The following is a 13,701-nucleotide window of genomic DNA, read 5'->3' on the forward strand; positions in this document are numbered from 1 at the left end:
CCTTGTTTAAGGCCGCGCAAGTCATTCCAACACCTGAACTAGAAGCATCTTTGAAGATACTTAATTGAAGTGAAGAGCTTTTTTATTCATTAACTTCCCCCCTTTATTAGAGAACAATGAATATGCTTAAGAATAGATATTTACTAGTCAGTTTATGGGCATTTTGGAGCCTGTTAACAAGTACGCATTTATATGCAGTTTCAACAAAATTTACTTCCATACAACCTGAAACCTTTAATACACCGGGTTCGTTATCAAATGCTTGGGCTGATTTTGATAATGATGGTGATTTAGATTTTTTGGTATCCATTAAAGGTGGAGAACTTCGTCTTTATCAAAACAATAATGGCGTATTCGTGAACGTTTCTAAGCAACTCGGATTACCATCAACAGGTGATGAAATATGGGGTGTGGCGTGGGGAGATTTTGACAACGACGGCGATCTGGATATTTTAGGTGGCTCTAATGTTAGTCCGATCCCCAGTCGCAGCTATTTATACCGAAATGACGAAGGCAAACAATTTGTCGAGATGGCAGAGTCCGTTGGCCTCGCTATTTTAGGACGTTTCAGCCGTCAGTCCAGTTGGATTGACTACGACAATGACGGTGATTCCGATCTAAATGCAGCCAATCGAACTGGCCGTAATCAATTACTAAAAAATACTGATGGAACATTTAAACGCTTAGGGATTTCCTCTGGTGTAGAAGATGTTAAACGCACCGTTGGCGCTTGTTGGTTTGATATAGACAACGATGGTGACTTGGATGTGTTTTTAGCTAATCAAGCCGGTGATAGTGATACGCTGGCAAGAAATGATCTGACTCAATTTGTGGATATTGCTCCTGAATTGGGTATGGATGAAACCTTGCGCACGGTGAAAGAGGGCGGAGTAGGCTGTGCTATTGGCGATTACAACAATGATGGTTTTCTGGATTTGTACGTTACTACCTATGGTGAAAACCTTTTGTATAAAAATACCGGAGATGGTCGCTTTGAAGAAGTGGCTCAATCCTTAGGATTAACCTTGCCTGATCACGCCGTTGGCGCTGCGTGGGGAGATTACGACAACGATGGTTTTCTTGATTTATTAGCCCTTGGTTCAAAAAAGGTAAATGGTATTTCTCAACCCATAGGCTTGTTGTATAAAAATACTGGCAAAGGTTTTATTGTGGAACAAAGTTACCCGGAATTGACCTCAAAAGGGGATCATGGTGTCGAGTGGATCGATTACGATAATGATGGTGATCTAGACGTATCAATTACCGATACTTTTGGCAGTGAAGGCGGACATTTTGTTTTTAAAAACGAGCTGGACAAAGCTGCTAGAGCAAGAGGTGTGTCGGTATTGGTGCTTGATAGCGAGGGGAATTATACCCAGCAAGGTGCGGTAGTCAGGTTTTATGACGAGCAGGGAGGGATTCTTGGTTCCAGAATTGTTCCCACTGGTGGTGGTTACAATGCTCAAAGTGCTAGGCCCATTTATTTTGGATTAGCAAAATTACAGCCCATTACAATAGAAGTTACTTTTATGGGAACTGCAAAACGCAGTGTTAAAGTAAAAGATATAACCACGCTGGCAGGTAATCCAATACGTGTGTTAAGGCCAACTACAACGCCATAACCATTAGCGCTAGCAACAGTAAAAGCGCTAAATTCACCGCCTATTGATGTTTTCCGTAGGCGGTTCCTTAACACCTCTTCTTCGTTCTTATAAAATCAACCATTCTGTCGTCAGTTAGCTTTGAATAAATGTTGAGCTAACAGCGCTATTGTTATTGGTAAATACCAAAGCAGACAGTGAATAGAGTTAACATGCCAGTACTTTTGCACTTTATTAGCGTAATTAATACCTGAGTACAAAATGAGCATATTATCTCTTCCTATCCTATTGCTATACTAAGCAAAGATGTAAAGTCTTTATTTTTGCTATGCTCAGACCTAAAGGATTAAATATTTAAATGCAGAAAAGTGATTTTTCAGCACAATTAGAGTACTCAGGAATTAAACAAAAAGTCTTAGCTTATTTTCAGAATTCGGCTAACGCTAGAGCATGTTTGTTATTGTTAAGCTGGTTGCTTGTTTGGTTTAGTGGTGCTTTAGTTGAGTACACTAATCACGCGAGTGTGTGGTTTCCTGCTGCGGGTTTAAGCTTTGCGGTGTTGTTTGTAGTTGGCCTTCGAGCCACACCCATTATTATGCTTGGTGCCGTATTGGTAACCCTATTTACCAATAACAATTATCAAATTCACCTAAATTTTTATCAAGTACTATTAAGTGGTGTGCTTTTTGGCTTTGCTCATATTATCCCGTATTACTTTGGCAGCCGGTGCTTAAGGTGGTTAACCCAAAGCAAGCAACTAACTCTTCCCCTATCTATTATTAGCTTTCTTATCATAGCGGCTATTTCATCCATGGTTGCTACCTTTTCCGTTTTAATGTCTTTGGTTTACTCCAATATTATGACGTTTCAGGAGTTTACTCATGCTTGGCTACCTTTCTGGGTTGGCGATATGGCAGGGATCATTGTACTAAGTCCTTTATTCTTTAGCGTGTTGCATGTGTTATACCCGAAAAAGTCATTTCATATACTCAATCATATTGAAGGCCAGAATCCTATTCCAACACCACAATTTAAATATAAGGTTTTGATTTCATTATCTTTAGTAGTAATTACAATGGTAGTTTCTTACTATACTCAGTCTGTAGATAGTTCGTTTATGATTTTCTTTTTGGTGTTACCCCATATGTGGATTGCCTGTACTGAAAATGCATTTTTAAATGTACTTAGTTTGGCATTAAGTAGTCTATTAATTGTCTTTTTAGTGGATAAATTAGGGTTGATGGATTTTGTAATGGTTTATCAATATGCCATCAATGTTGTGGCAACTAACGCAATGTTTGCCATTGCGGTGCCCGCGCTAACTGCACACAACCATCTTCTTAAAAATAAAGTATTTATTGATAACTTAACCCAAACTGCGTCAAGAGAATACCTCACTCAACGTGCGATGATCGAATTGCGTCAGGCCCAGTGGGAAAACAAAGACTTATGTTTATTGGTTTACGATATTGATCATTTTAAGAACATTAACGACTCTCACGGCCATAACGCAGGTGATCAGGCGCTAGTAAACCTCAGTGAAATGGTTAAACAACTATTGAGACCTGATGACCTATTAGGTCGTTTTGGTGGGGACGAGTTTATTGTGCTTTTGCCCAATACCAATAGTCAAACCGCTATGCTGGTGGGTAATCGACTGTTAGAACACATCAATGGAATGGAACTTATTGAAGGTGAAAAACTGTCTATCAGTATTGGATTTGCTCAAATGCGACAAGATGATAATTTCGAAAGCCTATTCAAACGAGCTGATAAGGCCCTATATGAAGCCAAACGATCTGGTCGCAATAGTATCTTTCAAGAATAGTCGTAACTGCTTTTTATTGATAATTTGTTAACCTTCTAGGATAAACTAAATTCACATTTCGGTTGTGCAACAGCCAGCCTGAAAACTATTCTTTTAAGATATACGTCAATTTTTTGTGGTGTAGAAACTTCCTTAAGTCATTCTGATATTTCAGTTTTGTGAAATATTTATCACACTTTTTATCTGTAATATTCCTGTCTTTTTCCGCTGCTAGTTTTTGCTGCGCTGTTTTAAGCGATTTCTATTTATCACACGATTCATCGAACTTTTGATTAAAAAGTAGTTTCGTAAGACGCATTTATACCCGTGTGTTTTGTGCTGATTTTTAGTGGTTTGATATAACGTTCAAGACGTAAACCGAGTGCCAATTAGGCTTAGGTTAGCTTACGTAAAATTAAAAAATCAACTCATATCTGAAGGGATAACAACAATGAAAACTAAGTTTTCGAACTCACGTTCGTTAGGATTACTTTGTCTTGTGGCTGGTCTTAGTGCCTGTGATGACGACAAAATTGTAGAGGTAGAAGTACCAGTAGAAGTGCCTGTTGAAGTCCCTGTTATGGTGAATGCAGAGCACACCATGTTGAGCGACCCATTCTTGCAATTACCCACTGAGACTTCAGTTAGTGTGGTGTGGTTTACTAATTTTGAGGGGACTGAACACAGTTTGCAATATGGTGATACCACCACTAGCAACGTTGTCACAACCTCATTGACTCGAATGATGGAAGACGCTTCTTCTCAGCAATTTGGCAAAACCTATGACGAGGTGAGCTATCGCTCGGTTTACCGTCATGAGGCGGTTGCTGAGGGTTTAACTCAAGGTACGCGAGTTGATTACTCTGTTTCCAGTAAAGATGAAGATGGTTTTGTGTTTAGCAGTGATACTTTTACATTAGCCCCTGCGCCTGCTAAAGAAACTCCTCTGAAAATACTGCTTACTTCTGACTTGCAGTCGAAAAAGAATGTGGTAGCGAACTATCAAAAAGTCGTTGAAACCGTAGGCACCCCTGATGCGGTTTTGTTTGCCGGTGACTTCGTAAATGTACCTGATCGTGCATCTGAGTGGTTTGATCAAGCAAAAGATAATGCCCCTGGTTTCTTCCCGGCTTTGCAAGGTCACTATCAAAAATACCTACCTGGTTTCCCATACAATGGCGGTGAGATTCTGCAACATTCTCCGCTATTTGGCACTATTGGAAATCATGAGGTCATGGGCCGATTTCGTCCAACTGAAGATGATTACTCCCTCAATGGTGGTTTCAATGATCCTCAACCTGCATGGTATGCAGAAGCCGCTTACGAACAAGTAAAGGCAGAAGTGAATCCAACGGATGATGCGGATATTAAAGCCCAATGGATAGCTGACCAATCCCACAACCAAAACAGCTTTTTAGATATTTTCTCTTTCCCTGATGATGGTCAAGGTGGTGAAGAATATTATGCTACTGCATTTGGTGATGTGTTTATTATCTCGATGAATGTATCCAGAATATGGCGTTCATGGAGTGTATCTGGTGCCAGCAAATCTAAATTTGTTGAGAGCCTAACCACTTTAGAAGATCCATCACAATGGGGATTTGGTGAGTTCTTATTTGAACGTTTTGATAAAGACTCCGAACAGTACGCATGGTTAGAGTCGGTTATGCAAACAGAGGCTTTTAAGAATGCAAAATATAAAGTCGTTATGGCTCACCAAGGTGTATTTGGTTTGGGCGATAATACTGTTCCAGTGTTATCTCAACCTGTAATGCAACTGGTGGAAACTGATACACAAGGACTTGAAACTATTACTGAATTTACCTTTCCTTTGAGCGCGGATACTTGGACCAACAACGTGGAGCCTATGCTTAGTAGTATTACTGAAGTACGTTATCAATACCCTGTAGCTCAAGATGTTTGGCTGAATGATATTGAACCACTGTTGTTAGAAAATGGTGTCGATTTAGTGCACATAGGCCACTCGCATTTATGGAATCGTGCACAAGTTGAAGATTTACACTATTTAGAGAGCTCCAACGTCGGCAACTCTTATGGCGCATATTATGTGGACAGCAGCGGTGTATACACTAACGATGTGCGCTCCAGTTATGCGGATTTTTGGGCTGATGTAAATTCGGAAAACCCACGTTGGGCAATTGAAGACTATCCACCAAATGGTGATCCTCAGGGTCGTGCAATGAGTTTTCCAACAGTATTTAGCCCCATGAGTTTGGAAAATGAAGATTATCCAAACCTACCTTTTGTGACCAGTAATACCTTGTCGGTTTTTTCTATTTTAGATACTGGAACCGGAACTGTGCAGAGTTATGTGTTTGATCCAAACAATTTGAACTCTGAAGTACAACTGTTCGATGAGTTTTCCGTCGAATAAATAGGTTATTTTTATCAGCTAATAACCCTGTAATGGTTATTAGCTGATGTTTTCTCAATCCCCATTTACACTTCTATTTCTTCATCTCTATGATTTCACTTCTGCATTATCTCGCTCTTGAATATGCAATTGAATATCTAAAACAGCCTCAGTGCTGTGTTTGGAAAAATAGTGCCCTTGAATAGGGGCTATAGTGTCAGGGTTATGGCTTACGGCGGTGGGAATAAAAAAGCTGTTTGCTAAAATGCCGTTGGTAGGATCGAAGCCTTTCCAGCCTGCGCCTGGCAAGTAAACTTCCGCCCAAGCATGCATAGAGCCCACCGCGCGATTAAAGCGATAACTCTCGCCCGTTGTTGCTGGGGGATCATATAAATAGCCACTGACAAACCTCGCAGCTAAACCTAATTGACGGACAGTTGAAATAAACAATACAGCCATATCTCGGCAGGAGCCGGAGCCTGACGAAAGTGTTTCATTTGGACTCTGAATACCTTCTTCATCTCTGCGCACATAACGGATGTCTCGACCAATGGCTTGGTTGATATCCGTTAAAAATTGCACGATATCTGGGTGTTTGGCAGGAGAGGGCACGGCTTGCTGAAACCAGTCCAGAGCTTGTGATTCACTTTCATCCACAGCATCTAAAAGGTAAGGCCCCAAGGATTTTAGGTCAGACGATTGATATTTAAAGGGATATTCAAGGGCGTATGATTCGAGTAGAAAATCGTAAGGGTTGTCATCATCAACCTCTACCTCAATGACAGTTTTAAACTCTAAAGTATCTGATTCAGTCAGACCGAAGTGACATTTTACCACTGAGTTACCTTCCACATCGCTGATAAAGTTTTGTTGCGAGGGTGGTATTGTTTCCACAGAAAATGCCAAAACACGCCTCTGATGACCTTCAACAGGATGCAGATACAAACTATGTCCTGAAAAACTAACGGGCCCAGAGTATGTATGACGAGTTAAATGCTCAATGCGCAGTATCATAAATTCATCTTATCCCAAAATTAGATTGTCATGCTCAAGCATAATAGTTTGTTGAGGTTATACGCTATGTTCATTTGATGCAAACAACAGGCAAACAAGGGGTTTTTAATGCGTATCCAAGGCGAAGGTTAATTTAATATGATTTAAATCTGTATTGAAATTAACTTGCAAGTTAAAACTAAGTTTATTTTTTAACTACCCCAGACACCGCTTGTTCTTTTAATGATTACCTAACTACTGCAACAGAAGGTCATCGTGAAAGCACAAGTAGAATAGCTACTTTAAGTTCAACAAATACAGATCAAATATTTCTTTATCCTATATAAACATATAATAAAATTAGGGTTGCAGACCCTGATAGATTGTCCTTCTTGGGTATTCTCAGTTTGAAATAAAACCGTGTTTTTTCTAAATTGAGAATGGTAATTCATGCCTGTTTTTATCTCGTTAAAATTCGAGTATTACAATCCGTTAACATTTTAGCTTGCGTAAATATACTTAGTTGTGTGATGATGGCCTCCACTAAATAGAGAAATTAAACAAACATTGATTGCAGTGCTATTTCAATGGGTTGTAAAGCAGGAGGTAACACAACATGGCTTACATTTTTGATTCAGTACGAACGCCAAGAGCTAAGGGAAAAGAGGGCGGTGCACTAGCTTCAATGAAACCTGATGAACTTGTGTCAAAATTAGTTACGGCAATTGCCCAGCGCACTGCCAGTGATATAAAGCCCGACGCATTAATTTTAGGTGCAGTAGGACAAGTGGGCTCTCAGGGCGGAAACATTGCTCTGGTGTCCAAATTTAGAGCTAACTTACCGGATTCGACTACTGCCTTCTCACTCAATAATTTTTGTGTTTCTGGACTAACTGCGGTTTCTCAAGCGGCTGCTATGATTGATTCTGGTCAAGCAGAAACGGTCTTAGCCGGTGGTGTGGAAATGATGTCTAGTGTGCCATTTATGGCTGACAAAGCTGATTTTTACACGGACAGAAGTTTACCTCTGCGCAGTCGCTACTTGTTGGTTGCACTAGCCGCTGATCGTTTAGCCGATGAACAAAATATTAGTAGACAAGAGCTTGATGAAGCTGCCCTAAGGTCTCAACAACGCACAAAAGCTGCTGAAGATAGCGAGTTAGTTGCATCGCGGATCTCAGTCAATGGCTTAGATCGCGAAGAGTGTCTACATGTTGGAACCCAAGCGTCTTTAGCATCTCTCGAACCTGCCTTTGGTGGTGCGGCTAAATACTACAAAGAAATTCTAGATAAGGATATCGATCATCGTCACACGATTGCCCATGCTCCACCCATATCAGATGGGGCTGGTTTAGCGTTAATTGGCGCTAAAGATGCCATAGATGCTAAACCTCGGGCACGAATTGTTGCTTGTGCTGAAGTGGGTGGCGACCCCGCAGAGTCACTAACGGCGGGTATTGATGCCATGGAAAAAGTATTAGCGCGTTCAGGTTTGTCGTTAAACGACATGGATAGAATTGAATACATGGAAGCCTTTGCCGTTAGTATCGTCAAATTTCTTCGTGATTTTGATGTGTCTCCAGATAAGGTCAATGTTGCTGGCGGCCACTTAGCTAAAGGCCATCCTCTGGGAGCGTCGGGGGCAATATTACTATCTACTTTACTCGACACTTTAGATGTCGCAAAGGGGCGATATGGTCTCGTAGTTGCTGCGGGTGCTTCAGGCATTGGTAGTGCCATCATTGTTGAGAGATTGGGGGAATGAGCATGAATGAACAACAACCTTCGATAGATATCGTCGCCAAGCATCAAACAACCCTAGATCACGCCATACAGGCAGTTAAAACTCGAAAAAGCTGGAGTCCGTTTAAAGACTCTCCTTCAACTAAGATACATGGTCCAGAAAAACCGGGTCTCGGTAAAGCTGCATTTGAGGCTCATCTGCATCAACCCTTTCGTTTGGATTTACCTGGGATTAAAGGTTGGGCAGGAGAAGAAGTCTCGCCTTTTACTCAACAAAAACTAGGCATTACATATCCTCTGTGTGATCCACATGCCACCATAACGGCGGCAAAAAGCAGTATGACAGACTGGGCAAAAGCCGCGCCTAATTTAAGAGTCTCATTGTGTCTAGAAATTGCTGAACGCATGTATGATAGAAATTTTGAAATGGCCCATTCGGTGATGCATGTGGCTGGGCAAAGTTATACCCAAGCCTTTAGTGGTTCAGGTCCAAATGCATTAGACCGTGGTATTGAGGCTTTAGCGTATGCTGCTATTGCCATGGACAATGTGACCCCAAGCGCCCAATATCATCGGATGTTCGGCCGTGAAGAAGTTAATTTAGAAAAAACCTATACCTTAGTACCCAGAGGTATTGGCCTGGTCATTTGTTGCGCGTCATTTCCCACCTGGAATGCCTATCCAGCAATGTTTGCTAGTCTCGCCACCGGAAACCCAGTTGTGGTTAAACCCCATCCTATTGCTATTTTGCCAATGGCGCTGGTGGTGGAAACCTGTCGTGCTACTTTGGCCGAATTTGGATTTGACCCCAATTTAGTCACTTTGGCAACCGACACCCTTGCAGAGCCTATTGCACAACAATACATTGATCACCCTGATGTGCAGATCATTGATTTTACCGGTAGCCCTCGTTTTGGTAATTACTTAGAGAGTACCGTTACTCGTAAGCTGCTCTATACTGAAACCGCAGGGGTAAATAGCGTGGTGGTCGAGTCGGTCGATAACTTAGCAGAATCAATGCGTGCTATCGCGCGCGCGACCTGTTTATTCTCGGCGCAAATGTGCACCAGCCCGCAAGTGGTATATGTACCAAAAGAGGGAATTAAAACAGCGCAAGGGCATGTTAGTTTTGAGCAGGTGGCGCAAACTATCGTCAATGAGATCGACGTTATTGCACAAGATCCTAAACTAGCTGCTGGTATTATGGGCGCAGTTCAAGGGCAAGTCAGTCTTGATGTTGTCGAAGCTGCCGCAGCAATGGCAGACGAACAAGGTTTGTCTATTTTACTTCATGCCAAACCTTACAATCATCCGGATTTTCCTAATGCACGAACACGCACACCTCTTGTGATCTCTGCTACATCTGAACATAAACAAATGTATTCCGAAGAGCGTTTTGGTCCAGTGTTATTTATTGTGGCGGCAAATAGCGGTAATGATGCCGCCCAAGAAGCCACCGAACTTGCGCGTACTCGCGGTACTATTTCTTGTTACATGTATTCAACCGATGAAGATTATATTGACCGTTGGGTTGATGTGTATGCACAAGTGGGAGCGAATCTAACAATTAATCTTACCGGTGCTATGTGGATTAATTTCGCGGCAGCATACAGTGATTATCATGTTACTGGTTTGAACCCTGCGGGCAATGCATGTTTAGCCGATTTGTCCTTTGTGGCTTCGCGTTTTCGAATTGCACAACGACGTCGGCCGATTACCGAGGGCGCAGCATGAGCCAGAATGTGTATATTGTTGGGGCATCAATGACACCCTTTGGCAAACGTATTCACGAAACGGTTAAGTCTTTAACTGTTCAATCAGTGGAAGCCGCTCTTAAGGATGCAGGTATCAGCAAACAAGCTATTCAAGGTGCTTGGTTTTCAAATACTCGTCAACAAATGTTGGAAGGTCAAAATACCATTCGAGGGCAAATTGCGCTGCGTGCTGCAGGCATTGAAGGGATCCCCATCATCAATGTTGAAAATGCCTGTGCCTCAGGCTCAACGGCGGTTCATCAGGCGATGACCGCAATAAAAGCAGGCATGGTGGATATTGCGTTAGTGGTTGGCACTGAAAAAATGGTTTACAAAGATCGCCCTGAAAAAGTGGCGGCTGCATTTGCTGGCGGTACTGATATCCACGACCAAAAAAGTGTGCTCGATTATATCGTTTCCATTGGCGGAGAGAAGCCTGGACCTGATCGCAGTTTGTTTATGGACTTATATGCCGCTCAAGCGCGGGTGCATATGGATAGTTTTGGCTCAACCCAAGAAGACTTCGCTCGTATCGCTGCCAATACCCATTGTCATGGACAATATAACCCTAATGCTCAGTATCGCACCCCTTTTACCGTTGAACAGGTTTTAGCCGATAAAAGTATCGTCCAACCCTTTACTCGCGCCATGTGTGCGCCCGTCAGTGATGGCGCTTCTGCGTTGGTGTTATGTAGTGAAAAAGCATTAAAACAGATTGGTTTGTCCCGTGCGGTACGTATTCGCTCGTTGGCGTTATTAAGCACCATTACACGGGATAAATTTGATTACGCTCATCACATTAGTCGAAGAGGGGCGCAAGTTGCTTATGAAGAAGCTGGCATTGCTGCTAAAGATATTGACGTTTTAGAGGTACACGATGCCACAGCGTTTTCTACTTTGGTTCAAATCGAAAATTTAGGTTTGTGTGAGCAAGGAGAAGTGGGAGCCGCTTTAAAAAAAGGAGACTTTAAAATTGGTGGACGAACACCGGTTAATCCCTCTGGTGGACTGCTTGCCAAGGGACACCCTGTCGGCGCTACTGGCATCGCCCAAATGTACGAATTAACTACCCAATTGCGCGCAGAGGCAGGTCAGCGACAGGTCGATGGTGCTCGTATTGGTGTGGCAGAAAACGGTGGCGGCTTTCTAGGTGTCGAAGAGGGCGTGACTACAGTTACGGTTTTGGAAAAAGTGTAATTTGAGGCCTCATATCTAGCTAAAACACCATAAGAGAATTGTATCAATGAATAAAGCTAAAGCGTTAAATTTAAACTTGCCAGTATTTTGTGCCCCGATGTTTCTCGTATCAGGCCCTGAGCTGGTCATTGCCGCATGTAAGGCGGGGATCTCTGGTGCATTTCCGTCCACCAATACCCGCACCATTGAAGAGTTAGATGAGTGGATGCATAAAATATCCAGCGCCCTAACGGATCAAGATGCTCCTTGGATAATGAATCTAATCACCCATTCAACTTATACCCGCTTGGAAGAAGAATTAAAACTTGTGGCTAAGTACAAACCCGCCATAGTGATCACTGCTTTGGGTTCACCCAAACCGGTTATGGAAACAGTAAAGTCTTATGGCGGTAAGGTGTTTGCTGATGTGGTGGATTTGAAGCTGGCTAAAAAAGCCGCGCAAGCTGGTGTTGATGGCTTAGCGTGCATTAGCGCCGGCGCGGGTGGCCATACTGGTCAACTCTCTCCTTTTGCATTTATTTCCGCAGTGCGGGAATTTTTTGATGGTTATGTTGCGGTAGGAGGCGGCATTTCCGACGGCGCAGGGGTGGCTGGAGCGATAGCCGCGGGGGCCGATTTTGTGTATATGGGCACGCGGTTTTTGCCAGCAAAAGAGAGCATGGCACAAGCCGAGTACAAAGACATGGTGGTGGCAGCGAATTCAGATGACTTAATCGTCTCAGCGGCCATTACCGGAACAAAAGCATCCTGGCTGAAACCAAGTTTACTCAAAGCTGGAGTTGATCCCGAGACCCTTAACGATAAAGGGAAACGAGATTACTCAGGGGGAGGCGACAATAAACGTTGGAAAGATATTTGGGCGGCAGGGCAAGGTGTTGGCCGCAGCCACAGTATTGAACCCGTAGCTGATATTGTTGCTGATCTCGCCAAGGAATATGAAGCAGCTATCCAGCGATTTAAAAGCAAAACCCCAAACTAGTCGGCTCGACGGTATGTGGTTTTTGCCTATGAGATTTTCTTTATTCAGTAAAATAAGAGGCTAGCTTTATGAGCAAGATTTTAAATGGCATTCGAGTATTAGATTTTGGTCGATATATTGCTGGGCCCTTTTGCGCCACTCTTCTTGCCGATTTAGGTGCGGACGTTATTCGCATAGAAAAACCCAGTGGCGGAGAAGACCGTTACACGGTACCAATAAATGCTCAAGGTGAGGGGGCCTATCATACTCAGATTGGCCGAAATAAACGCGGCATAACCTTAAATCCAACGTCTGAAGAAGGTCGTGAAGTGGTTCGTAGGTTAGTTTCAACGGCTGATGTGGTGGTGGCTAACTTGCCTTATCCTGCCCTAAAAAAACTGGGGCTAGATTACGAAACCCTTAAACAGATTAAGGGGGATATTATTTTGACTACTGGCTCAGCATTTGGCTCCACTGGTCCTTATGCTGCAAAAGGTGGTTTTGATACCGTGGCTCAGGCTATGTCAGGCAGTATGTATCTAAGTGGCAGTGAAGATGAGCCTGGGAAGTCTTTTGCTCCATATAATGATTTTGGTACTGCATCACTAAGTGCTTTTGGTACCTTAGCTGCTTTGATGCACCGCGGGCAAACCGGCGAAGGCCAAGTGGTTGAAGGCACATTGTTAGGAACTGCTTTAACCTTTAATAATGCTCCGTTAATGGAAGAAGCTGTATCTGCTCTAGGGCGAACAGGCAGTGGAACTAGGGGGCAGTATAATGCGCCAACCGACTCATTCCGTACCCTTGATGGTTATGTCACAGTGCAGGTCGTTGGCGCGGGAATATTTAAACGTTGGGCGAAATTAATGGGTGAGTCGTCTTGGTTAGATGATCCTAGGTTTGCCACCGATCAGTCCCGTGGCGATCACGGTGATATTATTTGTCAGCGAATGTCACTTTGGTGTGAGCAGCGAACAAACCAACAAGTAGTCACTGAATTAGCCCAAGCCGGTATTCCATGTGGGGAGATGTTAACTCCCCGAGAAGTGCTACAAAATGAGCATGTGGTGGCCGCAAATATGTTCCAATACTGCGAATATCCGGGTGTTGAAACTCCTACGCCTATTGCGGATCATCCTATTCGATATTCAAAAACTAAGGTCGATGATTTTACCCGAGCGCCGATGTTAGGGGAGCACACCACTGAAGTACTCAGTGAAGTAGGTTACACAGCCGAACAGATCAGAGGATTCAAAACAAACGGGGTAATTTAA

The 13,701-nt window shown here is 43.0% G+C and carries 9 protein-coding genes; 8 read left to right on the forward strand and 1 reads right to left on the reverse strand.

Annotated features, from left to right (window positions below; genetic code table 11):
* Positions 1 to 122 precede the first annotated feature (122 nt).
* From ABJV04_RS18145 to ABJV04_RS18155, 3 genes are all read left to right on the forward strand, one after another.
* A complete protein-coding gene (locus ABJV04_RS18145) occupies positions 123 to 1,622 on the forward strand; it encodes a VCBS repeat-containing protein (protein WP_348493018.1) in 1,500 nt (499 codons plus the stop codon).
* A 337-nt stretch (positions 1,623 to 1,959) separates the two neighbouring features.
* Positions 1,960 to 3,429: a diguanylate cyclase gene (locus tag ABJV04_RS18150; protein WP_348493019.1), complete on the forward strand. Its 1,470-nt coding sequence runs from the start codon at positions 1,960 to 1,962 to the stop codon at positions 3,427 to 3,429.
* Positions 3,430 to 3,859: 430 nt separating this feature from the next.
* Positions 3,860 to 5,803, forward strand: a complete 1,944-nt coding sequence (locus tag ABJV04_RS18155) for a fibronectin type III domain-containing protein (RefSeq protein ID WP_348493020.1) — start codon at positions 3,860 to 3,862, stop codon at positions 5,801 to 5,803.
* 87 nt (positions 5,804 to 5,890) lie between these two features.
* On the opposite strand, the gene ABJV04_RS18160 is transcribed toward ABJV04_RS18155, so the two are convergent.
* Complete coding sequence (locus ABJV04_RS18160) at positions 5,891 to 6,796, reverse strand: transglutaminase family protein (protein ID WP_348493021.1); 906 nt, start codon at positions 6,794 to 6,796, stop codon at positions 5,891 to 5,893.
* A gap of 595 nt (positions 6,797 to 7,391) precedes the next feature.
* Here ABJV04_RS18160 and ABJV04_RS18165 point away from each other — a divergent pair.
* The 5 genes from ABJV04_RS18165 (at position 7,392) to ABJV04_RS18185 (ending at position 13,701) form a co-directional block, all read left to right on the forward strand.
* Complete coding sequence (locus tag ABJV04_RS18165) at positions 7,392 to 8,540, forward strand: acetyl-CoA C-acyltransferase (RefSeq protein ID WP_348493022.1); 1,149 nt, start codon at positions 7,392 to 7,394, stop codon at positions 8,538 to 8,540.
* A gap of 2 nt (positions 8,541 to 8,542) precedes the next feature.
* Complete coding sequence (gene paaN / locus ABJV04_RS18170) at positions 8,543 to 10,252, forward strand: phenylacetic acid degradation protein PaaN (RefSeq protein WP_348493023.1); 1,710 nt, start codon at positions 8,543 to 8,545, stop codon at positions 10,250 to 10,252.
* On the forward strand, positions 10,249 to 11,469 hold the full coding sequence (locus ABJV04_RS18175; RefSeq protein ID WP_348493024.1) for a thiolase family protein: 1,221 nt from the start codon (positions 10,249 to 10,251) through the stop codon (positions 11,467 to 11,469). Before paaN ends, ABJV04_RS18175 begins: the two co-directional genes overlap by 4 nt.
* 46 nt (positions 11,470 to 11,515) lie before the next feature.
* Complete coding sequence (locus ABJV04_RS18180) at positions 11,516 to 12,448, forward strand: nitronate monooxygenase (RefSeq protein WP_348493025.1); 933 nt, start codon at positions 11,516 to 11,518, stop codon at positions 12,446 to 12,448.
* A gap of 68 nt (positions 12,449 to 12,516) precedes the next feature.
* A complete protein-coding gene (locus ABJV04_RS18185) occupies positions 12,517 to 13,701 on the forward strand; it encodes a CoA transferase (RefSeq protein ID WP_348493026.1) in 1,185 nt (394 codons plus the stop codon).

Origin of the sequence: Aliiglaciecola sp. (genome assembly GCF_039982535.1) — a bacterium.
Classification (GTDB): domain Bacteria; phylum Pseudomonadota; class Gammaproteobacteria; order Enterobacterales; family Alteromonadaceae; genus Aliiglaciecola.

What these genes read in the sequence shown, in the direction of transcription:
- ABJV04_RS18150 (WP_348493019.1), top strand. Translation starts at nt 1,960, where the DNA reads ATGCAGAAAAGTGATTTTTCAGCACAATTAGAGTACTCAGGAATTAAA.
- ABJV04_RS18165 (WP_348493022.1), top strand. Translation starts at nt 7,392, where the DNA reads ATGGCTTACATTTTTGATTCAGTACGAACGCCAAGAGCTAAGGGAAAA.
- ABJV04_RS18145 (WP_348493018.1), top strand. Translation starts at nt 123, where the DNA reads ATGCTTAAGAATAGATATTTACTAGTCAGTTTATGGGCATTTTGGAGC.
- ABJV04_RS18180 (WP_348493025.1), top strand. Translation starts at nt 11,516, where the DNA reads ATGAATAAAGCTAAAGCGTTAAATTTAAACTTGCCAGTATTTTGTGCC.
- ABJV04_RS18160 (WP_348493021.1), bottom strand. Translation starts at nt 6,796, where the DNA reads ATGATACTGCGCATTGAGCATTTAACTCGTCATACATACTCTGGGCCC.
- ABJV04_RS18185 (WP_348493026.1), top strand. Translation starts at nt 12,517, where the DNA reads ATGAGCAAGATTTTAAATGGCATTCGAGTATTAGATTTTGGTCGATAT.
- ABJV04_RS18155 (WP_348493020.1), top strand. Translation starts at nt 3,860, where the DNA reads ATGAAAACTAAGTTTTCGAACTCACGTTCGTTAGGATTACTTTGTCTT.
- paaN (WP_348493023.1), top strand. Translation starts at nt 8,543, where the DNA reads ATGAATGAACAACAACCTTCGATAGATATCGTCGCCAAGCATCAAACA.
- ABJV04_RS18175 (WP_348493024.1), top strand. Translation starts at nt 10,249, where the DNA reads ATGAGCCAGAATGTGTATATTGTTGGGGCATCAATGACACCCTTTGGC.